The following is a 24777-nucleotide window of genomic DNA, read 5'->3' on the forward strand; positions in this document are numbered from 1 at the left end:
GACGGAATCGAAGTTTGTTACTTGCGGGTTCCGTTTATTACGAGGAAACTGAACATTGTGAATAGCGCAGCAACAGCAATCCAGGGCCTCCGCGGAGGCGTGGTGATCACTCACCTCCAACGCTGTTGTCGAATGCCCAGCTGAGTGTCGAACCCATTTCGACGCTCAGTGAAACTCGCATCGGTCCCGACTCCGCACCGGCGGTTTGGGGACACCTAAGCATTCGCGCCATTCCGTGGCATTCACACGAGTTAGAGGTAAAGCAGCATGTCGGTAACGTCCGGATACGTCCATGTCTCCATCCGCAACGCCCAGTCCCGCGCCGCAGCAGCGCAGCGCACGACGACTCCCGGCGGCTACGCCCCGGCCGGCTATCGCCAGCTCCATGCGGTGCCAGCTACCCATGAGACTCGACCGATGACCGCTCCAACCCCGATCGTTGCCCCGAGCGGCACCCCGGGTCCGCAACCCGTGGCCAATGACACCACCGCCCGAGGCTTCGTGCTCTACGTCGGCCTGGACGAATCGGTGGCGCAGGCGCAGGGAACCTCCCTGGGCAAGCTGGCCACCCAGGTCCGAGCCTTCCTTGCCACGCTCTCCCCGGAGGCGCAGACCCACGCCGCCGTCGCACTGGCCCCGGCCAGCGCACAGGGCGAGAACATCGACGTGGTCCGCCACGCGCTGGGTGACCCGACGGTCAACCGCCGCCCGCGTGCCGACGCCCGTCCGGCAGCGCCGCGCCCCTCCGGCGTGCTGATCGACCTTTCCCGCCGCGAGGTCCACCTCGACGGCGAGACCCTGAACCTCACGTTCAAGGAATTCGAGCTGCTGAACTACCTGGTGGAAAACGGCACCCGCACCGTGGGCCGCGACGAGCTGCTCAGCAACCTGTGGCGCAACGCCGAAGAGGTCCCCAACGAGCGCACCATCGACGTGCACATCCGTCGCCTGCGCTCGAAGCTGGGCCGCCTTGCCAACACCGTGCGCACCGTGCGCGGCCAGGGCTACCGCTTCTACGAGCACCCCGAGGTCGTCGTCTGGGCCGCCCCGGAATACACCATCTAGTTCCAGGTTCCATCCCGTTGGGGGCGCCGCATCCGTTGATGCGACGCCCCCAACGGCGTTTAACCGGCCTAAGCTGGGTACATGAGTGACCACCACCTGAAACGACTCGTGTTGCTGCGCCACGCCAAGAGCGACTACCCCATGGGCGTGGGCGACCACGACCGCCCGCTGGCAGCGCGCGGAAACCGCGAGGCGCCGGCGGCCGGGGCCTGGTTGCGCGAGAACGACGTGGTGCCGGACTTCATCGTCACCTCCGACGCCCTGCGCACCCGTTCGACCTGCGCCTGGGTGATCTCCGAGCTGGGCGAAAAGGCCCCGACGCCGTACCTGGACTCGCGGGTCTACGGCGCCTCGGCGGCGCGGCTGTGCACGATCATCAACGAAACGCCGGAAACCGTCACCACGCTCATGGTGATCGGCCACCAGCCGGTGTTGCAGGAGCTGGCCATGCGGCTGGCAAGCGTCGACTCGGACGAGGAAGCGGTCTACGAGCTGGCCATGAACTACCCGACGCTTGGTCTCACGGTCCTGCAAACCGAAAAGCCGTGGGCGGAGATCGACGGCCGCGACATGCGGGTGACCAACTTCGTGGTGCCGCGCTAGACCGCGCCTTGCCCGCCTGCTTCCTGCCCGCCGACCAGGCCCTCGGTCCGGTCGAACACCTCGCGCAGGAGGCCGGTGAGCTCGGTGACGGCCGGCGAGCCGGCCATTGAATCGCGGTAGACCACCTGGATGGCGCGCCGCTGCGGCACGTCACGCAACGGGCGGGCCACCACCGAGGCATCCAGCGGGCCGCGGCCAAGCCGCGGGACCAGCGCAACGGCCACGCCGGCCGAGGCGAGTGCAACGAGCGTCGCGAACTCCGGGTCCTCGGCCACCACGTGCGGCACCACGCCCAGGTCCGCGAAGAGCCGCATGAGCGCCTCGTGGCAGATGGCCCCGGCCGGGGTCGCCGCCCAGGGCTCGTCGACGAGGTCGCTGCGGTCGACCGCGGGCCGGGACGCCAGCCGGTGGTTCGCCGGGAGCACCACGTCCGCCTCGTCGAACCCGAGGGCCTGCGCGCGCACGCCGGCCGGAATGGCCAGCGGGATCGAACTCCAGTTGTGCACCACCGCCAGGTCGGCATCCCCGCGCGCGACCTGCTGCACCGCTGCCTCCGGCTCGACGCTGCGCAACAGCGTTTCCAGCGGCGCGTGCCGGTCCCCGCTGGATTGGTAAAGGGCCAGTGCCGGGGCGACCAGCCCGCGCATCGCCGTGGAGAACGCGATGACCCGCAGCCTGCGCTTGGCCAGCACGGGGGACTCGACCAGCGTGGTCACGCGCTCCAGCTCGCGCAGCAGTGGGCCGCCCTCCGCGACCAGCAGGCGGCCGCGCTCGGTCAGCCGCACGCCGCGGCCCTGGCGTTCGAGCACCGGTGCGTCCAGGGTCCGCTCAAGCTTCTTGATCTGCTGCGAGACGGCCGAGGCGGTGAAGCCGAGCGCGTCGGCGGCGGCGATCACCGAGCCGTACCGTTCGATGGTCACCAGCGAGCGCAGTGCCTGAAGATCGATCATGAAGCGATGCTACAAGAAACCGTAAAGGATTCGAAGCTGGTGCTACATGGTCCGCGGGTGCCAGAGTGGGTGTGTGAAACCACGCGATACGCTCCTTGCCCTGCTCGTGGCCCTGCTCTGGGGACTGAACTTCCTGTTCATCGACCTGGGGCTGCGCGACACCCTGCCGCTGGTGTTCGTGGCGCTGCGCTTTGCCGCGGTCGCCTTCCCTCTGGTGTTCTTCGTTCCCCGGCCCAAGGTCGGCTGGAAGGTCGTCGCCGGCATCGGGCTGGCCATGAGCGCGGGCCAGTTCGGGCTGCTCTTCACGGCCATGCACCTGGGGCTGCCCGCGGGACTCGCGCCGGTGGTCCTGCAGGCACAGATGTTCTTCACCATCGGCCTCGGCGCGCTCTTCCTGCGCGAGTACCCCACCCGGAAGCAGATCCTGGGCTCCGTCCTGGGCATCGCCGGGCTGGTGGTCGTCGGCTTCGGCCGGGTTGCCTCGCTGCCCGAGGGCGCCGCGCTGGCGGGCGTGCTGCTTCCGCTGCTGATCTGCATCGCCGCGGGGTTCAGCTGGGGCATCGGCAACGTCATCTCGCGTTCCGCCGCCGGTGCCTCCGGGCTGGGCCTGGTGGTGCACTCGGCGCTCTGGGTGCCGATCCCGATGTTGGCGCTGTCGCTGCTGCTCGACGGGCCGGCGGCCGTGGGCGACGCGTTGGCCACCATGGGGCCGGAAACCTGGTGGGGCGTGGCCTTCACGGCGCTGGTGGCATCGCTGGTGGGATACAGCATCTGGAACACCCTGCTGGGCAGGTACCCAACTGCGAAGGTGGTTCCCTTCACCCTGCTGATCCCCGCGATCGGGATGGGCAGTGCCGCGCTGGTGCTCCGCGAATATCCGAACGCCCTGGAAATCGCCGGGGCGGCGGTGCTGGTCCTGGGCGTTGCCGTCGGGACGCTGCGCTTCGGGCCGAGGGCAAAACCGCTGGCGGCGGGGGAGGCTAAACCCGGCGCAGTGGTGCCGTGAACGCCATGACGGCCTCCACGCAGCCCTCCACGGTCCGTTCGGGGTGGAAGACGTGCCGGTCCCTGCCCAGGATCAACGCGGCGCCGAAGACCGCGGTGGCCAGCGCATCGAGGTCCACCGCGGGCGAGCCCGGTGCCGGCGGCCCGTCGACGGCCATCCGCTCCAGCGCGGCGCGCACCAGCGAGATGACCTCGTGGCGCATCTGGGCCAGCGACGCGGCCCATTCGCTCTGGGCCTGCCACTGCTCGGATATCCACAGCTGTGCGAACGAGGGGTACTCGGCGATGAACTCCAGCGCGCCGGCGACCATCAGCCGCAGGCCGCGGTCGGCGTTAGCGTCCCGGGCCCCGTCCTCGAGCCGCTCGAAGAGGATCGCGGCGCCGTAGTTCAGCAGCTCCCCGATCAGCTCGCCCTTGGACCCGAAGTTGTAGTACACGGTGCCCTTGGAGACCCCGGCGGCCTTGGCGATCTCGTCGACGCTCACCTCGCGGTGCCCGCGGGTGCCGATCAGCTCCATCGAGGCGCTGAAGAGGCGGTGCTTCGAATCGGTGACCCGCACGCGGGTGCGTGGGGACGGGGTCTCGGTCATGCGCTCAGCTCCGGGTGAAGGGTTTTCAGTGTCCACGTCTTATGCAACCGTACTGCGACCGTGCTGGCAACCAGACCCAGGATCGTGTAGCCGACCAGCCCCGCGACGATGGGCCCGAGCACGGACAGGTCCGCGCCGTACATCAGGTGGCGCAGGCCGGTCACGACGTGCCCCATGGGCAGCCAGCGGTGAGCCACGTGCAGGGCCTCCGGGGTGGTTTCCCACGGGAAGGTGCCGCCGGAGGAGACCAGCTGCAGCACCATGAGCACCAGCACCACCAGCTTGCCGGGGGTGCCCAGCAGCGCGCAGATGCCCTGGATCATCGCCGTGAACGCCATGGACGCCAGCAGGAACAATCCCCAGGTCATCCACGGGTGCGCGGTGTTCAGACCGAGGCCGAAGAGCACCACCACGTAGAGGATCGTGCCCTGGATCATCGAGATGCCCAGGAACGGCAGCCAGCCGCCGACGGCGATCTTCCAGTTGGAGGCGTTGGAGGCCAGCGCCCGCTTGGTGATCGGGCGCATGATCTGCACCAGGATGAAGGCGCCGATCCAGATGGCCAGGGTCATGAAGAACGGTGCCAGGCCCTCGCCGTACACGCCGGCCTTGGCCTGGTCGACGCGGGAGATGTCCACGGGATCGCCCATGACGGAGGAGATCTGTTCGCGCGTTGCCGCGTCGGGGTTGGGCACCTCGCCGCTGCCGTCGGCCAGCTTGGTGCTCAGTTCCCCGGCCCCGTCCTTGAGCTCGGTGGCACCAGAGCCCAGTTCGCCGACCCCGTCGCCGAGGTCCTTCACGCCGGCCACCAGCGTGCCGGTGCCCTCGTGCAGGGTGTTGGCTCCGGCGGCCAGGGAACCGGCACCGGTGTCGAGCTTCTTGGCCCCGGCCAGGGCGTCGTTCTGGCCGCCGGCCAGCGTCGAGGCGCCGGAAGCCAGCGCCTGTGCGCCGTCGTCGAGCTTCGAGGCCCCGGCCGCGGCGTCGGAAATGCCGTTCTTCAGGGCGGGCATGGCCCCGGCGAGCTGGCCGGTTCCGTCGGCCAGCGTGGACAGGCCGCCGGAGAGTTCCTTGGCGCCGTCGGCGACCTGCGCCGAGCCGTCGGCGAGTGCGGAGATCTGTGACCGGGCGGTGGCCAGCTGCTTCTTGGTGTCGGCCACCTGGGATTCGATGTCGCTGGAGCCGGCGGCCTGGTTGAGCGCGGCCTCGAGCTCGTCGGCCTGTGCCTGGGTGATGACGCCGGACTTGATGAGTTCGGCGGTGCGGGTATCGAGCGTGGCCTTGGCCGCGTCGAGGCGTGTTGCGGCATCCTTCTCCAGGGCGGTGATGGTGTCCGCAGCCTGGCTGACCTTGTCATCCAGTGCCTTGTTGCCCGCTGCCACCTGGGCGGCGCCGGCCGAGAGCTTCTTGGAGGCCTCGGCCGCGGTGTCCGCGCCGTCGGCCAGCTGCTTGGTTTTGGAGGGAAGTTCCTTGGTCTTGGACTTGAGCTCGCCCAGTCCTGCGTTGAGCTCCTTGGTGCCGTCCGCCAGCGTGCCGGCGCCGTCGGCGAGGTCGCCGGCTCCCATGGCCAGCTTCTGCTGGCCGGCAACCAGCGACGAGGTGCCCTCGTGCAGGGTGTTGGCACCGTTGCCCAAGTCCCCGGCGCCGGTGTCCAGCTTGGAGGCCCCGTCGTCGAGGGAACCCACGCCGTCGGCCAGGGTGCCCACGCCGTCGGAGAGCTTCACGGTTCCGGTGTGGAGTTCCCCGGCGCCGTCGGCGGCCTTGACCATGTTGGTGTGGATGTCGGAGAAGCCGGTGAGCAGGGCATCGGCGGTTTGCGTGCCGACCTCCTTGGCCACGGTGTTGTGGACCTGGCCGGCGAGCTTGTCGGCGAAGGTGCCGACCATGTAGTTGTTCGCGTCGTTGGTGGTGATCTTCAGGATGGCCTGCTGGGCCTTCTCGAAGTCGCCGGGCGAGGCGAGGTTTGCGGAGAAGTCCCGGGGGATGGTCATGGCGAAGGAGTAGTCGCCGCTGGCAACCCCGGCTTCGGCCTCGGCCTCGGAGTTCACGACGGTCCAGCCGAAGGTTCCGTCCTCGAGCAGTTCCTTGGTGACGTCGTCGCCGACCTGCAGTTCCTTGCCGTCCTTGGAAGAACCGGAATCCAGGTTCACGATGGCGGCCTTGACATTGTGCAGGTGCGCGTAGGGGTCCCAGTTGGCGTAGAGGTACAGCGCTCCGTAGAGCAGCGGGACCAGGCACATGGCGAGGATTGCCAGCCGCGGCAGGCGGCCGGAGGTCATGCGCTTGAGTTCGGAGAGCGCCAGGCGCAGCGTGGTCATCGGGTTTCCTTCGATGCTGTTGAAAAGACTGGGGGTTCCGGCAAGCCGGGAACTTCTTCCGCGGCTTCTTCGGTGATGGCTTCGGCGTCGGGAACCGCCGGAGGGTCGAACGCGGCATGCTGCTGGACGGAACCGGCGTAGGCGACGTCGCCCTCCCACCAGAGCGGAATGCGGGTTACGACGGCAACCACGGCGGGGGAGCGGCGGCCGGCGGCCACTGTTTGCAGGTAGTCGATCCAGGCTTCCTCGGGAATGCCATGCCGGTCGGGGGAGTCGAAGACGGCCAGTTCAACGTGGTGGTCCTCGAGCGCCAGGTGCGTCAACAGGGCCAGCCGGTCCAGCGGGTCGATCGCGTCGAGCCAGGAGTCGGCCAGGCGGTCCATCCTGTGGCGTTCCATCCAGGAATCGATGCTCTTGCGCCGCCAGAGCGGGCCGGGCTGCAGGGCCAGGTCTTCCGCCACCAGGTCGCGGACCTTGAGGTGGGCCTCCGGCTCGTTGATCTCAGGGGAGTCGACCAGGGCGCTGATTCGCCGCACGGAACGCAGCGCGGTGTCGCCCGACCAGCCAACGGTTCCCGAGGAGGGCCGCATGCGCGCACTCAGTCCCAAGGCCAGCGCGGTGCGGGTCGGTTGCGGTTCGGCTTGCACCAACAGCAGCTGCCCGCGGGCAACGGCAAGGCTTGTTGGTTCCAGCAGCGGTTGGTGGCGTCCGGCGATGGCCAGCGAATTAGCGATAAGCACAAATCCAGAGTAAATCAAACTGACCGGTCAGTACAAATAGTGGGCATGTCCGTTTCGACACTTTCCCGTGATTCGAAGGACGGGGGCGACACAATCATGTATCGATTGGCAACCGATGGCGCCCGCAGGGGCCCGCAGCGGGAAGATTGTCAGATGGGTATCCAGTATTGGGTCGGCGCCTATTCGCCCGATGGAGGCGGAACAAGCCAGGGAATTCGTGCGATCGAGTATCGCAACGGGTCGCTGCACGATCTTGGGTTGGCCCACCCGGCCGATTCCCCGTCCTGGATCATCGCGCACCCGGGGCTTCCCGTTATCTATGCGGCGCTCGAACACCGCGGCGAGATCGCCGCCTACCGGGTCGTTTCCCCCAACCGTGTCGAGTCGCTGGGCCGTCCGGTGGCCGCCGGGGCCCTGCTGTGCCACCTGACCCTCGATGCAGTTGGAAGCACGCTGATCGGCAGTTGCTACGGCGACGGGCGGGTCCTGGCCTACCCGATTGCCTCCGACGGATCACTGGGGGCCCCGCACCTTGCCGTGGCCTCGGAGGATCCCTACGCCAGGGAGGGCCACGCGCCGCGGGCGTCACGTTCCCACCAAAGCACCACGCTGCGCAACGGCCGCATCATCACCACCGACCTGGGCCACGATTGCCTGCGCGTCTGGGACTTGGTGGCCGGGCAGCTGGTGTTGCGCCAACGCATCATCCTGAACAAGGGCGACGGCCCGCGCCACCTGGTGGAGCACCCCTCCGGCCTGATCTACGTGATCACCGAACACAGCGTCGAAATCATCACGCTGGCCCCGAACCCGGAGGGCGGCTACGAGGTTCGCTCGCGCACCGCGTTGGGCGACGCTTTCGTCCCCGGGGAGCACTACCCCTCGGAGATCTCCCTGGATTCGCGGGCCAACCGGATCTATGTGGGGGTGCGCGGTGCGGGATCGATCGCGGTGATGGGGATCGGCGCCGACGGCGTGCCCCTGCCGATCGGCAGGGAATCGTGCGCCGGGGACTGGCCGCGGCACCATGTGCAGTCGGGGCAGGCACTGCTCGTCGCCAACCAGCTCTCCAACACCATCGTGGCGTTCGGCCTGAATGCCGAGGACGGAAGGCCCGACCGGCGGCTGAGCTCCCTGAAGCTCGAGAGCCCGACCTGCCTGGCTGCCCAGGCGCTTCCGTAAGGGGCGCCGGCCCGGTCCGCGGGGCGGCTCGAAGCCGCCGATGCTCGCCTTCGCGCGGATTCCGGGGGATCTCGGGAATACTGTGACCATGACGGTGCGAAAAGTCCAGGCGGGCGGATACACGGTGGTCACCACCGACACGGATGCGGATGACGCGGAGGGGCGCACGTTCCTGCTGGTGCACGGCATCGGCATGGGGATCTCCTACTTCGCCCAGCTGAGCACCGCGCTGGAAGCACATGGCCGGGTGGTCGCGATCGACCTGCCCGGCTTCGGGGACGCGCCGGAGCCGGACCATTCGTTGACCATGGCCGAAATGGGGGCGGTCCTCATCGACTTCGTCGAGGTCGAGGGTCTCGGCAAACCCGTGTTGGTGGGGCATTCCATGGGCACCCAGGTCGTCGCCGAGGCCGCGGCGCAACGCCCGGACCTGTTCCCCGAGCTGGTGCTGGTGGCGCCGACGGTCAACCAGCATGAACGGTCCATCCCCAAGCAGGCCTGGCGCATGGTCCAGGACCTGTACGGGGAAAACCCCCGGGTGTGGGTCATCGGGATGAAGAACTACGCCAAGACCGGCCCGCGTTGGTTCATCAAGAAGCTCAAAAGCATGATGGACCACGACGTGGAGGAGATCCTGCCCAGGATCAAGGCCCACACGCTGGTGGTCCGCGGGAACCGCGACCCGGTCTGCCCGCACGGCTGGGTCGAGGAGGTCACCGGGCTGATTCCAGATGCCCGGATGGTGGAGGTCGAGGGACGCGGCCACGAGACCATGGTCAAGGACGGCGCCTGCGTTGCCGGGTACATCGTCGAACACGTGGAACACGCGGCCCGGCCATGAAACGGGCGCTTCGCCCCTGGTGGTGGCTGCTGGACTACCTGTACGCAGGGTGGCGGCAGTTGGCCGCGGTCTTCAGGCGCGAGGCCCCGCGATCGTACGCCCAGGGGGACCCGGCGCTTCCGGCCATCGTCCTGCTGCCCGGGGTCTATGAAACCTGGCTGTTCCTGGAACCCGCCGCAAAACGGCTCAATGCCGCCGGGCACCGGGTGTTTGCCGTGCCCGGGCTGGGCATCAACAAGCGCTCCATTCCCGAATCCGCGACGATCGCCTCGAAATTGCTGGCCTCACTGCACGCGGAACACGGGGTGGACCGCTGCCTCGTCGTTGCGCACAGCAAGGGAGGACTGATCGGCAAACACCTGATGCTCGACTCCGAGGCCGCCGGCGACCATCCGGTGCGGATTCTGGGGCTTGTTGCCATCGGGACTCCGTTCTCCGGGTCCATTTATGCCAGGTACACGCTCTCGCGCACCATCCGCCATTTTTCACCCACCGATGCCGTGCTGCTCTCACTGAAAACGCAGGAGGCCCTCAACGACCGGGTGGTGTCCATCTACCCCGAGTTCGATCCGCATATCCCCGGGGGCAGTGCGCTCGCCGGTGCGCTGAACATCGAGGTGCCGGTGTCCGGGCATTTCCGGACACTGCGTTCCAGGGCCGTGCTGGATGCGGTCGATGAGGCGGTTGTGCACCTGGCCGGTGCCAACGGGCCGAATGCGGGTTGTTCCTGAAAGAACGGGGCGCCACAAATGCCCCGACCCGCGTCCGGCAGTCCGCCGGGGGGGGGGGGGGGAGCAGGGGGCCTGGGATCCTCCGGGGACCCGACGCCGGAAAGCAGAAGAGCCACGATTTCTCGTGGCTCTTCTTGTTGGTGCGCCCAAAGGGATTCGAACCCCTGACCTTCTGTTCCGTAGACAGACGCTCTATCCAGCTGAGCTATGGGCGCATATTCAATTCGGTGCTTGCCTTGCGGCTCGACCTCGAACAACTATACATAGCTTTGGCCCGCTGGTCGATCCAAACCGGCAAACAGTGCGCGACGTCACGTCAATGCCGGAGAAAATCCTCGAAATTTGCCTCGCCGGCCGATGGCTTTTCGCCCGGAACCGGAGCTGCCCCGGGCGGAAAACATCCAAAAAAGCTTCCCTGAAACGCCGGAGATCCTCCCGCATTTCAACGCCCACAGGGTTTTCCCAAGGTTGTGCCGGGAAAATCACGGGCATGGGAACTGGTGTGGAGCACAAGGCCCGGCCTGCAAAAATCCGGCGGCGACGCTTCATCATCATTCCCCTTGCATTTTTGTGCATACTCGCAATCGGGTTCGGCTACTTGTTGACCACTGTCAAAACGAAACCAAGTGTGCAGTTGGGTGCTCCCGCGGAGGTTCCCGGTGGCATAGCCATGATCACCGGCATCGTCCCGGTGGAACTGGATGGATGGCAGCCTCCCTCTCCTGTGGCTGTCCTCCAGCAAGGTGTCCAGGAGGGCGCACACAGGGTGCGTATCGAGGTGCAGTTCACGGCCATGGACGCGGCCGGTCTGCAGCTGGATCCGGCGGGATTCGTCGTCGACGGACTTGGTTCCGGTAGGCCCGGCCCGCTGTGGTCATCCCCTGAAACCACACTCGTGGGCGAGGGTGAATCCGTCAGTGCCACGATGGTTTTTGAGCTTCCGGACAAGGCGATTGCCTTGGTCCTCGAAGACTCAACCGGCAGTCGGCTCTCACTCGGCAAAGAGCATCATTCCGGTGGCTGATCGTCTGCATTTCATGAAATACCAGTCATCAATTGGGAGGTGACTCGAAATGTCAGTATCAAGGCGGGACCTGATCAAACTTGGCGGTCTTGGGGGTCTGGGGATTATCGGTGCAGGTTTGGTGACGGTGCCGATTTCTACGGTCTCTGCGAAGTCCGCGAGCCAATTGAAGGACGGTGACATGCCCCGGCCTTATGCGGCCGCTTTCGTTCGGCCGCCGGTCCTGAAACCGCAGTACGTCTCGAAGGCCTCCGATGGCGCCAAGGTGAACCATTACCGGATCACCATGCGCCAGGAAGCCGCACAGATCCTGCCGCGGAAGAAGACGTACATTCTGGGTTTCAACGGCATCTTCCCCGGCCCCACCATCGAGCTGGAGCAGGGCACCCGATCAATGGTTCACATGCGCAACCAGCTGCCGAAAAACCATCCGACGCTTGGCCACCTGCTCGCGACCTCCACGCACCTGCATGGCTCGGCGTCCCTGCCGCAGTATGACGGCTATGCCAGCGACGTGACCCTGCCCGGGTTCTACAAGGATTATTTTTACCCGAACTTCCAGGCCGCCCGCACGCTCTGGTACCACGACCACGGCGTCCACTTCACGGCCCAGAATGTCTATTCCGGCCTCGCAGCGCTATACATCATGCATGACAAGAAGGAGCAGGAGCTGCTGCCGCAGGGGACCTTTGACGTGCCGCTGGTCATCAGCGACGCGATGTTCGCGGCGGACGGCAGTCTTGGCTACGATGACCGGGACCGTTCTGGCCTCTGGGGCGACGTGGTCCTTGTCAACGGCAGGCCTTGGCCGGTGATGAAGGTCCTGCCCCGGGTCTACCGCTTCCGGATCCTCAACGCATCGGTCTCACGCTCGTACCGGCCGACGTTGAACACGGGGGATCCCGTCTATGTGGTGGCCACCGACGGCGGGCTGATACCGCGGACCCAGGCCGTCAAGTACTGGCGCCACGGATCGGCCGAACGCTACGAGGTGCTGATCGACTTCAGCAAGTACAAGCCGGGCCAGCGGATCGAATTGCGGAACCTGTCCAACGAAAACAACAGGGACTTCGACCACACGAACAAGATCATGGCCTTCGATGTCGTCGCTCCGCCGAGCGAGGAGGAGATGAAGCTGGACCCGAAGTGGAATTACATCCCCACCACGCTGGTGAACAGCCACGTGATGGAGCTGACCAAGGACGATGCGGACAAGAAACGCCAATTCAGGGTGCAGCGGGGCGACGACGATGGACCGTGGAGCGTCAGTGGCATGACTTGGGAAGACGTCATCGCCAGCAATTTCAAGTTCGCTGGCGCGGATCCCAAGCTAAACGCCGTGGAAATCTGGGAAATCGAGAACAAGTCCGGAGGCTGGTTCCACCCTGTTCACATCCACCTGATCGATTTCCAGATCCTGAGCCGAAACGGCAAGCCGGCAGCTGCCTGGGAGCGCGGGCCGAAGGACGTGATGTACATCGGCGAAAACGAGAAGATCCAGGTAATTATGCAATTCGGTCCGCACAAGGGTCGTTACATGGTGCACTGCCACAACCTCGTCCACGAGGACCACTCGATGATGTTCCAGTTCCGGGTGGGCCTGGGCGTGAATGACCTCGACCCCAATGATCCGATCCTCGCCGCGCCGGCCAAGATCGACCCGGAAACGGGGCCGGAATGAGTGCTGCCAAGACGGACCGCCCCGGCGCGCCGGCCGTTGCCGGTCGGCGCGGGGGAAGGGTCGTGGCCGTGGCCGTCGTCGCGGTGTTCATGGCGCTCGTGTGTCGGCTCTGGATCCTGGAGCCGGTCGCTGTGGAGTCGGACAGCATGGAACCCGCGGTCGGAGCTGGCAGCCTGGTGTTTGTCTTCAAGCCGGGGCCCGAACTCTTCGGCGTGCATTCCGGCGATCTTGTGGTCTTCCCGTCCCCGGCGGACGGTACGCCCGTGATCAAACGCGTGGTGGCCGTCGGCGGACAGCAGATCGAGGTCCAGGACGCCGTCCTGTATGTCGATTCGTCCCCCGTGGCCGAGCCGTTCGTTGACCTGGACACGATCGACGGCACCTACTACCCGCGCACGGAGGTTCCCGCCGGAACCGTTTTTGTCATGGGCGACAACAGGGAGCGATCCATCGATTCCCGCGACTACGGCCCCGTCCCTTTGGAAAGCGTTGACGGCCTGGTCCTGGGACCGAGGCCCTGAGACGCGGCCGGGACATTTGTGCGCGACTGCGCGTCTGAGTCGGGCGGCAACGGCAGGCCCCGAAGCGGGGCGGATGGAAACCAAAAGCAGAAGAGCCACGATTTCTCGTGGCTCTTCTTGTTGGTGCGCCCAAAGGGATTCGAACCCCTGACCTTCTGTTCCGTAGACAGACGCTCTATCCAGCTGAGCTATGGGCGCATATTCAATTCGGTGCTTGCCTTGCGGCTCGACCTCGAACAACTATACAGACGATTTCGGCTTGCGCAAAATCGGGGAGGTTTGGGCCGGTGATTGCGCAGTGTCTCAAATATTGAGGTATACCGGTCTACGTGACCTTCGTCACTAAAAAAGTGGACCCGCTGCGACGGAAGTCGCGAAAAATAGCGGTTTTAGTTCCAGCTTAACCCTGCACCATGGGTTTTTGGCGACCTGAGTCACAGGATTCGCTTTGGTTGGCCACCTAGCATCGAATTATTGCAAATTCAGCCCAATGGAGGGAATGGACATGAGCGAGAGCTCGGACCAGAAGGTCATCGATGCAGCACCGACTACGCATTCAAAGCTGGCAGCTTGGGTGCAGGAAGTCGCGGAACTGACGCAGCCTGACCATGTCTATTGGGTAGATGGCACGCAGGAAGAAAACGATCGACTGACCGCCGAACTCGTTGCTGCAGGCACCCTGAAGAAGCTCACGCACGAATCGTTCCCGAATTCCTTCGCTGCATTCTCCGACCCCAAGGACGTTGCCCGCGTCGAGGAACGCACCTTCATCTGCTCGGAAAACGAGCACGATGCCGGCTTCACCAACAACTGGATGGCCCCGGCAGTCATGAAGGAAAAGCTCAACGGGCTTTTCGCCGGCTCCATGCGTGGCCGCACCATGTACGTCATCCCGTTCGTCATGGGCCCGCTCGACGCCGAGCAGCCACAGTACGGTGTTGAGCTTTCGGACTCGGCCTACGTTGTCACGTCCATGCGCATCATGGCCCGCATCGGCAACGACGTGCTGCGCAAGATGGAAGCCGAAGACGCCTTCTTCGTTCCTGCGCTGCACACCGTGGGTGCCCCGCTGGCCCCGGGCGACGAGGATGTCGCCTGGCCGTGCAACGAAGACAAGTGGATCGTGCACTTCCCCGAAGAGCGCTCCATCTGGTCCTACGGCTCCGGCTACGGCGGAAACGCCCTGCTTGGCAAGAAGTGCTACGCCCTGCGCATCGCTTCGGTCATCGCCCGCGACGAGGGATGGCTGGCCGAACACATGGTCCTCCTCAAGCTGACCAACCCGGAAGGCAAGAGCTACAACGTGGCTGCAGCCTTCCCGTCGGCCTGCGGCAAGACCAACCTGGCCCTGCTGGATCCGACCATCGAGGGCTGGAAGGCCGAAACCCTGGGCGATGACATCAACTGGATGCGCATCGGCAAGGAAGGCGAGCTTCGCGGCATCAACCCGGAATACGGCCTGTTCGGCGTTGCCCCGGGTACCGGTTGGTCCACCAACCCCAACGCCATGCGCGCCATCACCAAGGGCAACAACATCTTCACCAACGTTGCGCTCACCGATGACGGTGGCGTCTGGTGGGAGGGCATGACCGACGAGGCTCCTGCGCACCTGACCGACTGGCTGGGCAACGACTGGACCCCGGAATCCGGTCGCGTTGCGGCACACCCGAACTCCCGCTTCTGCACGCCGATCGACCAGATCGACATGCTTTCGCCGGAGTACTACAACCCGGAGGGCGTGGAAATCCATGCCATCCTCTTCGGCGGCCGCCGCAAGACCACCATCCCGCTGGTCACCGAGGCCCGCAGCTGGACCAACGGCATCTTCATGGGTTCGACCCTGTCCTCGGAAACCACTGCAGCCGCAGCCGGTGCCGTGGGCGTTGTCCGCCGCGACCCGATGGCCATGCTGCCGTTCATCGGCTACAACGCCGGCGACTACCTGAACCACTGGGATTCCATCGAGTCCAAGGCCAACCCGGCACGCCTGCCCAAGATCTTCTTGGTCAACTGGTTCCGCCGCAACGCCGAGGGCGGCTTCGCCTGGCCAGGCTTCGGGGACAACTCCCGCGTGCTGAAGTGGGCCATCGACCGCATCGAAGGCAAGGCCGACGCCCGCGAGACCCCGATCGGCTACGTTCCGACCGGCGACTCCGTGGACCTGACCGGCCTGGACATGACCCCGGCCGAGGTCGAGGCCGCTGTCGCCGTCGACAAGGACGAATGGATCACCGAGCTGGCCAGCATCGAGGAATGGTACGCCAACTTCGGTGACGCCCTTCCGGCGTCACTGCAGGCCGAACTCGACGGACTGAAGGAACGCCTGGGCGCCTAGTCCCGGCATGTAGGCATCACCCGGCGGGCCGGGGTACGGATTGGTTTCCGCGCCCCGGCCCGCCGTTTTTGTGCCCGGGGGCGGGCAAGGCTCCGGGAAGCGGCGGGCGTGCGTTAGGGTTTGCCTCATGAGCGACAGTACAACCACCCTGATCATCCTTGCTTTGGCAGTTGCCGCGTTCATCTGGAACAAGCTGCCGGTGGAGGCCGTCGCGCTCGGCGTGGCCCTGGCGCTTTTCGGCACGGGCATCGTCAGCGCCGAGGAGGCCTACTCGGGCTTCGGCAGCGGGACCGTGGTGCTGATCGCCTCGCTTTTTATCGTCGCCGAGGCCATCGACGCCGCCGGCATCACCACCTGGCTGGGCGGGCTGCTGATCCGCTTCTCCGGCAGCAGCCGCACCCGTCTGCTGGTGCTGACCATGGGCATCACCGCGGTGCTCACCGCCTTCATCAGCGTCAACGGCGCGGTGGCGGCGTTGCTGCCGATGGTCGTGGTGCTGGCCGTGCGGCTGGGACGCGAACCCGCGCAGCTGCTGATGCCGATGGCCTTTGCCGCGCATGCAGGATCCCTGCTGGTGCTCACCGGGTCGCCCGTGAACATCCTGATCCTCGAGGCGGCCCTGGACTCCACCGGCCGCGGCATCGGGTTCTTCGAGTTCGGGCTGGTGGGCCTGCCGCTGCTGGCCGGCACGATCGGCCTGGCCCTCTGGCTGGGCCCCAAGCTGATCCCGCAACGCGACCCGGACACGCTTCCGCGCGACCTCAGCTCCCACGGGGAAACACTGATGCGCCACCACCTGGGGAACGACGGGCTCAGCCGCCTGGAGGTGCCGGCCGGATCCGGCCTCATCGGCCAGCCCAGCGTGGACCCGCTGGCCGACCACCCGGAGGGACTCTTCCTGATCGGCGTGCAGGACCGCTCCGGGAAGCCCGGCAGCGCGCCGCTGCTGGCCGAGGGCGACCAGGTCATCGTGCGCGGCGAGCAGGGCATTATCGACGCGTTTGCGGCCCGCCACGGCCTGGTCCAGGCCGCGGATTCCACCTGCGGGCTGATCAGCAGCTCCTTCGGCGTCGCCGAGGTAGTGGTGCCGCCGCGCTCGGACCTGGTGGGTACCGAGGCGTACCCGGGCATGATCACGGAGAGTGGCACCCTGGTGGTGCTCTCCCACCAGCGGCCCGGGCACCCGTCGACCCTCGGCCGCGCCCGCATCCACGCGGGGGACACGCTGCTGCTCCAGGGTGCCTGGTCCGCCCTGGATAGGCACACCGCCGACCACCAGGTCATGCTCGTGGACTCCCCGGATGCCGTGCGGCGCCAGGCCGTTCCGCTGGGTCCCGGGGCCGTGCCGGCGTTGGCCGTGCTCGGGGCCATGGTCCTGATGCTGACCACCAACATCGTCCCCGCCCCGATGGCCGCGATGCTCGCCGCGATCGCCATGGTGCTGCTGCGGGTCATCACTCCCGGGCAGGCGCACCGCTCGATGGCCTGGCAGACGCTGATCCTCGTCGCGGGCATGATTCCGCTCTCGCTGGCCATCACCTCCACCGGGACCGCGACGATGATCGCCGAAGGGATGGTCTCGGCCGTCGGCGATTCCGGTCCGTTGCTCCTGCTTGCCGCGATCTTCGCCGTCACGGCCGTGCTCGGCCAGCTGATCAGCAACACCGCCACCGCGTTGATCATCATCCCCATTGGCCTGTCGATCGCGGGGGAGTCGGGCATCAACCCGATCACGATCCTCATGTGCGTTTCCGTGGCTTCGGCGGCGGCCCTGCTGACCCCGGTGGCGACCCCGGCCAACATGATGATCATGCAGCCGGCCGGATACCGCTTCGGGGACTACTGGAAGTTCGGCCTTGCCGTCATGGCGCTGTACGCGGTGGTCGCGTTGTTCCTGGTCCCGGTGATCTGGCCGCTGGGTGCTGCGTAGCCCCGCGCATATACCCCCAATAAGACGAACTGACAAGGGGCAGTAAGGTATGAAATGCGTGGCTTCATGTTGAATCACCGGCTGGATGTGTCAGGATGAAAGCATGATTCTCGCGCGTTTGATCCTCGGGCTCCTGAGTTTGGCACCCATGACCGGGTACGAGCTGAAGAAGCACTTCGATTCCTCGATCAACCATTTCTGGAACGCGGACAAGGCACAGATCTACCGGACCCTGGCCCAGCTGGTCAACGACGGCCACGCCACGGTCCTGACGGTCAGGCAGGCGAACTATCCCGACCGGCAGGTCCACCACATCACGGAGCGTGGCCGCGAGACCCTCGTGCAGTGGCTTGAAGCGGACGTCACGGCGCACGCACCGCGCGAACCGTTCCTGGCACGGGTCTTTTTCGCTGCCGAACTCGAGCGCGACGGCGTGGTGGAATTGATCGAGGCCAGGCGCCGGGCCACACAGGATTTGCTAGACGAATACCTTTCACAACGTGAGGACATCGACATGCGTGCAGCAGCGGACCGACGAAGTTTCCTGATGGCCGCAACCCTCGATAACGGCATCCGCCACGCTGCGGCCGAGCTCGAATGGCTTGAAGCCGTCTCGGAGCACCTGCCATGAGCCGGCACCACGAACCAGCCGCCGGCGGCGCGGGAGCCGACGAGGAATTCATCGACCAGGCCCCGGAAACACCTGCCCCGGTCGATGGCGGGGCCGAGCCGAAGCCGGACAGCAAGGCGAAGACCTCCGGCGAAAAGGAATCGGCCGGGTCGCCGGCGCCGGAGAAGCCTGAACCCGCGAAAGCGGCTGTCGATACTTCCGCAACCGCCAAGGGTGCCGTGAAGGAAAAGCCTGTCCGCCCGCCCAAGGCGCCGAAGTCCGCAAAGCCCCCAACGAAGCCGGCCGTCGCACCGGCCGCTGCCAAGGCCGAGTCGGCCGCCGCCACGGTCGTCGAGCCGGCGTCCCCGGCGGAAAATCTGCCGCGCGACCCGGGTGGATACCCGGAGTTCCACGCCCCAACGCGCGCCAGGCGCGACGGCAAGGCCGCGCAAACCATCGTTTTCCTGCACGGCGGAAACGTCGCAAACTGGAGCTGGGATCCGCAGGTCCGGGCCTTCAGCGACTACGAGGTGCTGACCCCGCACCTGCCGGGCTTCGGCGCCCGCGCCGACGAGGACTGGGCCGGGCTGGACAGCGCGGCCGACGACGTCGCAGCAGTCATCGCAGACGAGGTCTCCAACGGCGGGGCACACCTGGTCGGCCTGTCGCTGGGTGGCGCCATCGCCCTGCGCGTCGCGGCCCGGCACCCCGAGCTTGTCGAGTCGCTGATGATCTCGGGCGTTCCCGCGGCCGGCGTCTCCGCGTCGATGCGTGCGATGAGTCGGATGCAGCTCAAGCTCTTCAGCAGCGAATGGTACTGGCGCTTCCAGGCCGGCGCCTACGGCATGGTTGCCGATGAAAAGGAATTGTTCGCCGACCACGGCACCAAGCTGCGCACCGACAACATGCGCGCCATCATGGACGAGGTCGATCCCGGCGGGCTGCCGGACAAGCTGGGCGACTACAAGGGCCCGGCGCTGGTTATCGCGGGAAGCAAGGAGCCCAAGCTCGTTGCCAAGTCCTTCCCGGTGCTGGAGCGGGCGCTGCCGCAGGCGCAGTTCAGGACGGCCGCCGGCAGGCATCACCAGTGGAACATCGAGGATCCGATCCTTTTCAACGCAACCGTCCGTTCATGGGTTGAAAAGGGCATCGCCCACCCGCGGCTGCAGGTGCCGAGCTCCTAGCCGCGTGACCAGGCCTCGCACAGTGGCTTGTCAAAACGCGAAGGGCCGCCACCGACAAAAATCGGTGGCGGCCCTTCGCGTCATGCGGCCCGGCTAAACATGCCTATCCATGCCGGGCCGGCCGGGGCCCCGGTTGCGGCTTAGGCCGCGAGCCAGAGATCCGGCCCGAACACCTCGTAGTGGATGTGCGTGGCGGGAATTCCCGCGTCGATGGCCTGCGAGCGGACGGCGCGCATGAACGCCAGCGGGCCGCACAGGTACAGCCTGGCGTCGGCCGGAAGGTCGAGGCCAGCCAGGGACATGTAGCCCTCGGTCGCCTCGGTGCCCTCATCCTTGGCGTTGATGTCCTCGAGCCACAGCTTCAGCTCGGCGTTGGGCAAGGCATCGACGGATTCGCGCATCTGCTCCTTCAACGCCCACGCGTCCTCGGTGGCCTCCGCGTGCAGCACGAGCACGCGGCGGTCGGAGCCGGCGGCCGCAAGGGCCGCCAGTGCGGAGGCGCTCGGGGTGCAGCCGATGCCGGCGGTGGCCAGCACGATCGGGGCGCCCGTGGTGTCGATCGTCAGGTCGCCGTAGGGATTGGAGAGCTCGATGACGTCCCCGACGGACAGGTTCCGGTGCATGAACGGCGAGACCTCGCCGCCCTCGTCGAACTTCGTGGTGATGACGCGCTCCGTGGTGGAGGTGACCGAGTCGCTCAGCGTGTACTGGCGGCACTGGCGAATGCCGTCGGACAGGGCCACGCGGACCGAGACGAACTGGCCGGGCGCGGCGACCGTGACAGGGGTGTCGTCGGCCGGAACAAAGCGGAAGGTGATCGAACCGGTGCCTGTCGCTTCCTTGGAAACGAGCTTCCAGTCGGTCCAGATCTTGTCGTTGGCCTGCATGGCGTACAGGCCCTTTTCGATCTTGATCAGCGCGTCGGCCATGAGCCAGTAGACCTCGGTCCAGGCCTCGGCGACCTCCGGGGTCACGGCGTCTCCCAGGTCTTCGACGATGGCGGCGAAGAGGTGTTCGTACACGATCGGGTACTGCTCCTCGACGATGCCCAGCGAGGTGTGCTTGTGTGCGATGCGTGCCAAGACCGCCTCCGGCAGGGTGCCCGGGTTGTTGACCAAGTGGCTGGCGAAGGCCGCGATGGAGCCCGCGAGGGCCTGCTGCTGTGTGCCGTTGTTCTGGTTGGCACGGGAGAAAAGTCCGTCCAGGAGCTCCGGGTGGGCCGCGAACAGCCGTGCATAGAACTTCGGGGTGATGTGCGAGATGCGCTCACCAATGATCGGCAGCGTGGCTTCAATGACCGGACGGGACTTCTCGGAAAGCATCTTGTGGCTCCTTGGCGAAGGCTGGCTTTATCTTGCATCTGATATGCAAGATTGATACTTAAGTTCTACACCCCGTAGAAGTTTGATGCAAATCGAAGGGCGGGACCGCCGGGAACCCGCGGCTGTGCGGGAAATTGGTGATGCGTCAGCCATCCCGGGGCGACGTGCGGATGGCCGCGAGGGGACCTCTTAGCGAACCAGCGGGAAAGGCAAAAGCTTTGTTGCCGAAACGGTAGCCAGGTCCTCGACGCGCAAGGAATCCAGCTCCGCATAGAAGGCCTCCCGTGCGCGGCGCAATGCCGAACGCAGAATGCAGTTGGCTATCAACGGGCAGGGAACCCCCGCCTCGGAAACGCAGTCGACCACGTCGTCGCGGTCGTCCAAATCACGCATCAGCCCGCCGACGCTCAGCTGCAGGCCGTGCGCGGTGATCTGCGATCCGCCATAGCGCCCGCGGGTGACGTCGAGCGCCTGCCGGTTGCGCAATTCGAGCACTGCCTTGGCCACGTGGTTGTAGGGCACGCCGATCTGCTCGGCGATCTCCCGGGTGGTGACCTGTTGGCCACGCTGGGAGCCGAGCAGCATGAGGGTGCGTAGGCACACGTCGGCAAAGGCGCTGAGTTTCACGCCTTCCATTCTCGCAGGTGTTTTTCCATGGGAACTGTGAGCGGGGAACTGTAGCTTTCCTGGCCCGCGAGTCGGCTGTGAAACCATGGCCGACTTCTGGAAATGTGCCGGATCGAAGCCTAGAGTTTGCCTTGGCCCGTGATCGGGAATCAATGAAAAGTCCAGAAGGAAGTGGCGAGCGATGGTTTGGCGCACTGTGGGAACCGTTGATGAATTACTTGGAGCGCTCCGCGACGGCGACCGAAAAATAGAACTGGCCAGCACGCTCTCGGGCATGGGATCGCTCACGCTGCCGCCGGGTGTTTCGCTGCGCGGCGGGGGCCTTGAATTCGCGGCCAAGGGATTGCGGCTCACCAGCAACAACACGATTGAGAACCTCTCGGTGACTGTGCCGGAGCACGAGATCGCGATCTACAACGACGTGTCGGTCAATGACATGGGAACCCTCACCCTGCGCGGAATCACCACGCGCGGCCAGATCTACCTGCAGGCCAGCTACAACGTGCTTTCCGGAATCGTGCATGCCAAAGACATCCACGTCGCGGCTGCCGACACCCGCGACCGATTCGACAGGCCCACGGGGTTCGGGGTCGAGGCCCTGCAGGGTGCCTTTACGCTTTGGAACAGGCAGCCCGACACCGCCGTGGTGCTTCACGCCCGCCTGGAGAACATTTCGGCGGGCAGCGCAGGGCAACCGGTCCGCGGCAGCGGGGTGTTCGTGGGTGGCCACATGGATGGTGCGGGCAAGCCCAACGGCGGGACGGTCGCAGTGGCGCTGCTGAGCACCGGCGAGGTGCATTCCGACGGCGGCATCGCCCCGGGAACCCCTGACCTGATCAGCGGCGGCGTATTCGTCATTTCCGGTGCCGAGGTCGAAGAGGTGCAGAACCTGGGAAGCACCACCACCTACGGCCCAAACGACATGGTGCTGGACAACTGGGGGAGCGTCAAGCGATGGAACGCGATGGCCCCGGTGACCTCGCACGGCCCCAGCGGCATCGGTTTCGTGAACTTCGGGGACATCGGCAGGCTGAACGTCAGCGCGGCCATCGAAACCCACGGGGTCGGTGCCCGTGGATTCAACGTGTACGACGGATCGTTGCAGAGCGCATCCTTCAAATCCATCACCACCCATGGCGACGGCGCCGTGGGCGTCCAGGTCAGCATGGAACTGCCCGAGCTGACGATCGCCCAGGGGATCATGACCAAGGGCGGCACCGGGCGGTCGCTGGTCAAGGGCGTGATGGTGGACCTTTCGGCGATCGCGCTCAGCGTGAAGCCGACGGGCCACGTGGGCAGGATCAGCATCGGCGGGGACATCAGCACCGAGGGTGTCGGGGTCGTTGCCGTGGAGCTCGAGGGCGGCGTCGACGTCATGGACATCGGCGGGCAGATCGAGGCGCTGGGCGCCGGTGCCGACGGCATCCGGCTCAGCGCACAAAACGCCGGCCGGCTGGTGTTGCCGGTGATCAAGGCGGAACACGGCAAGGAAAAGGTGGTCATTCCCTAGGGTGCGGCCTCCGGACAGAAAACCGTAGCCCGGGAGATCTCTTGGATCGTGCCCGGGCTACGGTTTTTTTGCTGCTGGGTGGAACTAGATCCAGACCTGGAGTTCGCCGGCTTCGGCGCTGGGCTCGGAGAAGTCCCATTCACCGGTTTCCGGGTCCGGAGAGGTGTACGGCTGCACGATGGCAACGGCGCCGCCGTCACGGTGCTCGGCCACCACGTGGACCGCGTCCTTGCCCTCTTCGAGCAGGGTCACGTCGGAGACGAAGGCAACGGCGTTGAAGTCGTCGCGCTGGGACTGCAGCAGCTGCACGAGATCGGCCATCATGACCTCGGCGTCGATGTCTGCCTCGGGATCTTCAGGGTCCTCGGTGGGCTGCACGGCCAGCAGGCGGAGCCCCGGCTCGGAGTCTTCCGCCGCCGGCTCGATGGCGATGGCGAAGGGCAGGAAAACGCCCTGCTCCTCGAGCTGTTCGCGGGCCACGCCCAGGGCGGTGCCCAAAACCTTGTTCAGTTCGAGCTGCGCTGCCGCGTCGAGTTCGGCGATCTTGTTTTCGGGGGTGCTCATGCGTTGTTCCTTACGATCTGCAGGACTCCGTCGCGGACGGATTCCATGGTCTTGCGGTCTACTGCTTCGCCGTTGAAACGGAGGAAGGGTTCGGTGTTCGACGGGCGCAGGTTGAACCAGAACGACCCGTCGGTGGCGGCCACGGTGGTGCCGTCCTTGCGGGTGACCTCGACGGGCTCGGACGCGTAGGCTGCCAGCACGCGTGCCACGGCCCCGGCCTTGTCCTCGACCTCGGAGTTGATCTCGCCCGATGCCACGTACGGCTCGTACTCGGCGGCGAATTCGCTCAGCGGGGTGTCCTGCTGGCCCAGCGCCGCGAGCACGTGCATTGCCGCGAGCATGCCGGTGTCGGCGTTGTAGAAGTCGCGGAAGTAGTAGTGGGCGGAGTGTTCGCCGCCGAAGACCGCGCCTTCCTCGGCCATGACGGCCTTGATGAAGGAGTGTCCCACGCGGGTGACCACCGGGCGGCCGCCGGCCGCAACAACGGCCTCAGGCACCGCGCGGGAGGTGATCAGGTTGTGGATGATCACGGGGGTTTCCTCGCCCGCAGCCTTGGCGCGGGCGATCTCGCGCACGGCAACCAGCGCGGTGATGGCCGACGGGGACACCGGGTCGCCCTTTTCGTCGATCACGAAGCAGCGGTCGGCGTCGCCGTCGAAGGCCAGGCCGATGTCGGCGCCGTGCTTGACGACTGCAGCCTGCAGGTCGCGGAGGTTTTCCGGTTCCAGCGGGTTGGCCGGGTGGTTCGGGAAGGTTCCGTCGAGCTTGAAGTAGAGGTCGATGATTTCCAGCGGAAGTCCCGGAAGGATGGCGTCGCCGAGCACGGCCGGGGTGGTGAGCCCGCCCATGCCGTTGCCGGCGTCGACAACGACCTTCAGCGGGCGGATGCCGGAGAGATCGACCAGCGAGCGCAGGTAGTCGGCGTAGTCGGCGAGCACGTCGACCTCGGAGACGGTTCCCTCGGGGCCTTCGGTGGAAACCGGCAGGCCCTCGTCGAGGTACGTCTGGGCCAGGTCGCGGATGTCAAAGAGCCCGGTGTCGGAGGACACCGGAACAGCGCCGGCCTTGGCCATCTTGATGCCGTTGTAGGCAGCGGGGTTGTGGCTGGCCGTGAAGACCACGCCGGCGCAGCCCAGGGACCCCGCGGCGAAGTACAGCTCGTCGGTGGAAATCAACCCGAGCATCTTCGGGTTGGCGCCGCGGTAGGCGGCTCCGCGGGCAAAGGCCGCGGCGAATTCCGGGGAGGACGGACGCATGTCGCCGCCGACCAGGACGTCCTGGCCGGACAGGCCCAGCACGTCGACGAAGGCGGCGCCGATGGCCTCGACCGCTTCGGCAGTAATGGAGGCCCCGACAATGCCGCGCACGTCGTAGGCCTTGAAGGACTCTGAAAGATCGATTTCCACACTCACAGTCAAGAGCTTAGCGGTTGGGGCCCGGCAAGCGC

22 protein-coding genes, 2 tRNA genes and 1 pseudogene are annotated in these 24777 nt (G+C 66.2%); 15 read left to right on the forward strand and 10 right to left on the reverse strand.

Features of this window, described 5'->3' with window-relative positions; genetic code table 11:
• The first annotated feature begins 267 nt into the window (after positions 1 to 267).
• Both ACIQLF_RS08700 and ACIQLF_RS08705 read left to right on the forward strand, forming a co-directional pair.
• Positions 268 to 1065, forward strand: coding sequence for a winged helix-turn-helix domain-containing protein (locus ACIQLF_RS08700; RefSeq protein WP_210002176.1), 798 nt, complete (start codon positions 268 to 270; stop codon positions 1063 to 1065).
• Between the two features lie 81 nt (positions 1066 to 1146).
• The gene (locus ACIQLF_RS08705) at positions 1147 to 1668 is read left to right on the forward strand and encodes a SixA phosphatase family protein (protein WP_400296902.1); all 522 of its coding nucleotides are present in this window, start codon (positions 1147 to 1149) and stop codon (positions 1666 to 1668) included.
• Here ACIQLF_RS08705 and ACIQLF_RS08710 read toward each other — a convergent pair.
• Positions 1665 to 2618: a LysR family transcriptional regulator gene (locus ACIQLF_RS08710; RefSeq protein WP_400296904.1), complete on the reverse strand. Its 954-nt coding sequence runs from the start codon at positions 2616 to 2618 to the stop codon at positions 1665 to 1667. The genes ACIQLF_RS08705 and ACIQLF_RS08710 overlap by 4 nt on opposite strands.
• A gap of 73 nt (positions 2619 to 2691) precedes the next feature.
• Here ACIQLF_RS08710 and ACIQLF_RS08715 point away from each other — a divergent pair, with 73 nt between their 5' ends.
• The gene (locus tag ACIQLF_RS08715) at positions 2692 to 3624 is read left to right on the forward strand and encodes an EamA family transporter (RefSeq protein ID WP_400296907.1); all 933 of its coding nucleotides are present in this window, start codon (positions 2692 to 2694) and stop codon (positions 3622 to 3624) included.
• Here the strand turns inward: ACIQLF_RS08715 and ACIQLF_RS08720 are convergent.
• Genes ACIQLF_RS08720 through ACIQLF_RS08730 form a run of 3 tightly spaced genes read right to left on the reverse strand, consistent with a single transcriptional unit; the run spans position 3599 to position 7268 of the window.
• Positions 3599 to 4213: a TetR/AcrR family transcriptional regulator gene (locus tag ACIQLF_RS08720; protein WP_400296909.1), complete on the reverse strand. Its 615-nt coding sequence runs from the start codon at positions 4211 to 4213 to the stop codon at positions 3599 to 3601. The two genes, ACIQLF_RS08715 and ACIQLF_RS08720, sit on opposite strands and share 26 nt — an antisense overlap.
• Positions 4210 to 6528, reverse strand: coding sequence for a YhgE/Pip family protein (locus tag ACIQLF_RS08725; RefSeq protein ID WP_400296911.1), 2319 nt, complete (start codon positions 6526 to 6528; stop codon positions 4210 to 4212). Before ACIQLF_RS08725 ends, ACIQLF_RS08720 begins: the two co-directional genes overlap by 4 nt.
• A complete protein-coding gene (locus ACIQLF_RS08730; RefSeq protein ID WP_400296914.1) occupies positions 6525 to 7268 on the reverse strand; it encodes an ABC transporter ATP-binding protein in 744 nt (247 codons plus the stop codon). The genes ACIQLF_RS08725 and ACIQLF_RS08730 overlap by 4 nt, the downstream gene beginning before the upstream one ends.
• 153 nt (positions 7269 to 7421) lie before the next feature.
• Between ACIQLF_RS08730 and ACIQLF_RS08735 the strand changes: the two genes are divergently transcribed.
• From ACIQLF_RS08735 to ACIQLF_RS08745, 3 genes are all read left to right on the forward strand, one after another.
• Positions 7422 to 8450, forward strand: coding sequence for a lactonase family protein (locus ACIQLF_RS08735; protein WP_400296916.1), 1029 nt, complete (start codon positions 7422 to 7424; stop codon positions 8448 to 8450).
• 88 nt (positions 8451 to 8538) lie between these two features.
• Positions 8539 to 9291: an alpha/beta fold hydrolase gene (locus tag ACIQLF_RS08740; RefSeq protein WP_400296919.1), complete on the forward strand. Its 753-nt coding sequence runs from the start codon at positions 8539 to 8541 to the stop codon at positions 9289 to 9291.
• The gene (locus ACIQLF_RS08745; protein WP_400296922.1) at positions 9288 to 10022 is read left to right on the forward strand and encodes an esterase/lipase family protein; all 735 of its coding nucleotides are present in this window, start codon (positions 9288 to 9290) and stop codon (positions 10020 to 10022) included. Before ACIQLF_RS08740 ends, ACIQLF_RS08745 begins: the two co-directional genes overlap by 4 nt.
• A 138-nt stretch (positions 10023 to 10160) precedes the next feature.
• Here the strand turns inward: ACIQLF_RS08745 and ACIQLF_RS08750 are convergent.
• Positions 10161 to 10237: transfer RNA gene (locus tag ACIQLF_RS08750), tRNA-Arg, on the reverse strand.
• A 287-nt stretch (positions 10238 to 10524) separates the two neighbouring features.
• Here ACIQLF_RS08750 and ACIQLF_RS08755 point away from each other — a divergent pair.
• The 4 genes and pseudogenes from ACIQLF_RS08755 (at position 10525) to lepB (ending at position 13248) form a co-directional block, all read left to right on the forward strand.
• Positions 10525 to 11046: a hypothetical protein gene (locus ACIQLF_RS08755; RefSeq protein WP_400296925.1), complete on the forward strand. Its 522-nt coding sequence runs from the start codon at positions 10525 to 10527 to the stop codon at positions 11044 to 11046.
• 286 nt (positions 11047 to 11332) lie between these two features.
• Positions 11333 to 11695, forward strand: a pseudogene (locus ACIQLF_RS08760) (multicopper oxidase domain-containing protein); the annotation flags it as partial.
• A gap of 624 nt (positions 11696 to 12319) precedes the next feature.
• Positions 12320 to 12727, forward strand: coding sequence for a multicopper oxidase domain-containing protein (locus ACIQLF_RS08765; RefSeq protein ID WP_400297079.1), 408 nt, complete (start codon positions 12320 to 12322; stop codon positions 12725 to 12727).
• A complete protein-coding gene (lepB, locus tag ACIQLF_RS08770; RefSeq protein WP_400296928.1) occupies positions 12724 to 13248 on the forward strand; it encodes a signal peptidase I in 525 nt (174 codons plus the stop codon). Before ACIQLF_RS08765 ends, lepB begins: the two co-directional genes overlap by 4 nt.
• Before the next feature lie 121 nt (positions 13249 to 13369).
• On the opposite strand, the gene ACIQLF_RS08775 is transcribed toward lepB, so the two are convergent.
• Positions 13370 to 13446, reverse strand: a tRNA-Arg gene (locus ACIQLF_RS08775).
• A gap of 307 nt (positions 13447 to 13753) precedes the next feature.
• On the opposite strand from ACIQLF_RS08775, the gene ACIQLF_RS08780 reads away from it, so the two are divergent.
• The 4 genes from ACIQLF_RS08780 (at position 13754) to ACIQLF_RS08795 (ending at position 19307) form a co-directional block, all read left to right on the forward strand.
• On the forward strand, positions 13754 to 15583 hold the full coding sequence (locus ACIQLF_RS08780) for a phosphoenolpyruvate carboxykinase (GTP) (RefSeq protein WP_400296931.1): 1830 nt from the start codon (positions 13754 to 13756) through the stop codon (positions 15581 to 15583).
• Positions 15584 to 15710: 127 nt separating this feature from the next.
• Positions 15711 to 17513: an SLC13 family permease gene (locus ACIQLF_RS08785; protein ID WP_400296934.1), complete on the forward strand. Its 1803-nt coding sequence runs from the start codon at positions 15711 to 15713 to the stop codon at positions 17511 to 17513.
• 103 nt (positions 17514 to 17616) lie between these two features.
• Positions 17617 to 18144 (forward strand): PadR family transcriptional regulator, encoded by a 528-nt coding sequence (locus ACIQLF_RS08790; protein ID WP_400296937.1) that lies wholly within the window; start codon positions 17617 to 17619, stop codon positions 18142 to 18144.
• Entirely contained in the window at positions 18141 to 19307 is a 1167-nt protein-coding gene (locus ACIQLF_RS08795; RefSeq protein WP_400296940.1) for an alpha/beta fold hydrolase, read from the forward strand. Before ACIQLF_RS08790 ends, ACIQLF_RS08795 begins: the two co-directional genes overlap by 4 nt.
• A gap of 140 nt (positions 19308 to 19447) precedes the next feature.
• Here the strand turns inward: ACIQLF_RS08795 and ACIQLF_RS08800 are convergent, their stop codons facing one another.
• Positions 19448 to 20629: a globin domain-containing protein gene (locus ACIQLF_RS08800; protein ID WP_400296943.1), complete on the reverse strand. Its 1182-nt coding sequence runs from the start codon at positions 20627 to 20629 to the stop codon at positions 19448 to 19450.
• A gap of 189 nt (positions 20630 to 20818) precedes the next feature.
• Positions 20819 to 21265, reverse strand: a complete 447-nt coding sequence (locus ACIQLF_RS08805) for an RrF2 family transcriptional regulator (protein ID WP_400296946.1) — start codon at positions 21263 to 21265, stop codon at positions 20819 to 20821.
• A gap of 172 nt (positions 21266 to 21437) precedes the next feature.
• Between ACIQLF_RS08805 and ACIQLF_RS08810 the strand changes: the two genes are divergently transcribed.
• Positions 21438 to 22766 (forward strand): hypothetical protein, encoded by a 1329-nt coding sequence (locus ACIQLF_RS08810; RefSeq protein WP_400296949.1) that lies wholly within the window; start codon positions 21438 to 21440, stop codon positions 22764 to 22766.
• A gap of 84 nt (positions 22767 to 22850) precedes the next feature.
• Here ACIQLF_RS08810 and ACIQLF_RS08815 read toward each other — a convergent pair whose 3' ends face one another.
• Positions 22851 to 23330 carry a hypothetical protein gene (locus ACIQLF_RS08815; protein WP_400296952.1) on the reverse strand — a complete coding sequence of 160 codons (480 nt, stop codon included), beginning with the start codon at positions 23328 to 23330 and terminating at the stop codon, positions 22851 to 22853.
• Positions 23327 to 24748, reverse strand: a complete 1422-nt coding sequence (locus ACIQLF_RS08820) for a phosphomannomutase/phosphoglucomutase (RefSeq protein WP_400296955.1) — start codon at positions 24746 to 24748, stop codon at positions 23327 to 23329. The genes ACIQLF_RS08815 and ACIQLF_RS08820 overlap by 4 nt, the downstream gene beginning before the upstream one ends.
• Between the last annotated feature and the right edge of the window lie 29 nt (positions 24749 to 24777).

It is taken from the genome of Paeniglutamicibacter sp. NPDC091659 (assembly GCF_044756805.1).
Classification (GTDB): domain Bacteria; phylum Actinomycetota; class Actinomycetes; order Actinomycetales; family Micrococcaceae; genus Paeniglutamicibacter.

Excerpts from the sequence above, each read along its gene's own strand:
- ACIQLF_RS08700 (WP_210002176.1), top strand. The coding sequence starts at position 268 with ATGTCGGTAACGTCCGGATACGTCCATGTCTCCATCCGCAACGCCCAG.
- ACIQLF_RS08705 (WP_400296902.1), top strand. The coding sequence starts at position 1,147 with ATGAGTGACCACCACCTGAAACGACTCGTGTTGCTGCGCCACGCCAAG.
- ACIQLF_RS08710 (WP_400296904.1), bottom strand. The coding sequence starts at position 2,618 with ATGATCGATCTTCAGGCACTGCGCTCGCTGGTGACCATCGAACGGTAC.
- ACIQLF_RS08720 (WP_400296909.1), bottom strand. The coding sequence starts at position 4,213 with ATGACCGAGACCCCGTCCCCACGCACCCGCGTGCGGGTCACCGATTCG.
- ACIQLF_RS08725 (WP_400296911.1), bottom strand. The coding sequence starts at position 6,528 with ATGACCACGCTGCGCCTGGCGCTCTCCGAACTCAAGCGCATGACCTCC.
- ACIQLF_RS08735 (WP_400296916.1), top strand. The coding sequence starts at position 7,422 with ATGGGTATCCAGTATTGGGTCGGCGCCTATTCGCCCGATGGAGGCGGA.
- ACIQLF_RS08740 (WP_400296919.1), top strand. The coding sequence starts at position 8,539 with ATGACGGTGCGAAAAGTCCAGGCGGGCGGATACACGGTGGTCACCACC.
- ACIQLF_RS08745 (WP_400296922.1), top strand. The coding sequence starts at position 9,288 with ATGAAACGGGCGCTTCGCCCCTGGTGGTGGCTGCTGGACTACCTGTAC.
- ACIQLF_RS08765 (WP_400297079.1), top strand. The coding sequence starts at position 12,320 with ATGACTTGGGAAGACGTCATCGCCAGCAATTTCAAGTTCGCTGGCGCG.
- lepB (WP_400296928.1), top strand. The coding sequence starts at position 12,724 with ATGAGTGCTGCCAAGACGGACCGCCCCGGCGCGCCGGCCGTTGCCGGT.
- ACIQLF_RS08780 (WP_400296931.1), top strand. The coding sequence starts at position 13,754 with ATGAGCGAGAGCTCGGACCAGAAGGTCATCGATGCAGCACCGACTACG.
- ACIQLF_RS08785 (WP_400296934.1), top strand. The coding sequence starts at position 15,711 with ATGAGCGACAGTACAACCACCCTGATCATCCTTGCTTTGGCAGTTGCC.
- ACIQLF_RS08790 (WP_400296937.1), top strand. The coding sequence starts at position 17,617 with ATGATTCTCGCGCGTTTGATCCTCGGGCTCCTGAGTTTGGCACCCATG.
- ACIQLF_RS08795 (WP_400296940.1), top strand. The coding sequence starts at position 18,141 with ATGAGCCGGCACCACGAACCAGCCGCCGGCGGCGCGGGAGCCGACGAG.
- ACIQLF_RS08800 (WP_400296943.1), bottom strand. The coding sequence starts at position 20,629 with ATGCTTTCCGAGAAGTCCCGTCCGGTCATTGAAGCCACGCTGCCGATC.
- ACIQLF_RS08805 (WP_400296946.1), bottom strand. The coding sequence starts at position 21,265 with ATGGAAGGCGTGAAACTCAGCGCCTTTGCCGACGTGTGCCTACGCACC.
- ACIQLF_RS08810 (WP_400296949.1), top strand. The coding sequence starts at position 21,438 with ATGGTTTGGCGCACTGTGGGAACCGTTGATGAATTACTTGGAGCGCTC.
- ACIQLF_RS08815 (WP_400296952.1), bottom strand. The coding sequence starts at position 23,330 with ATGAGCACCCCCGAAAACAAGATCGCCGAACTCGACGCGGCAGCGCAG.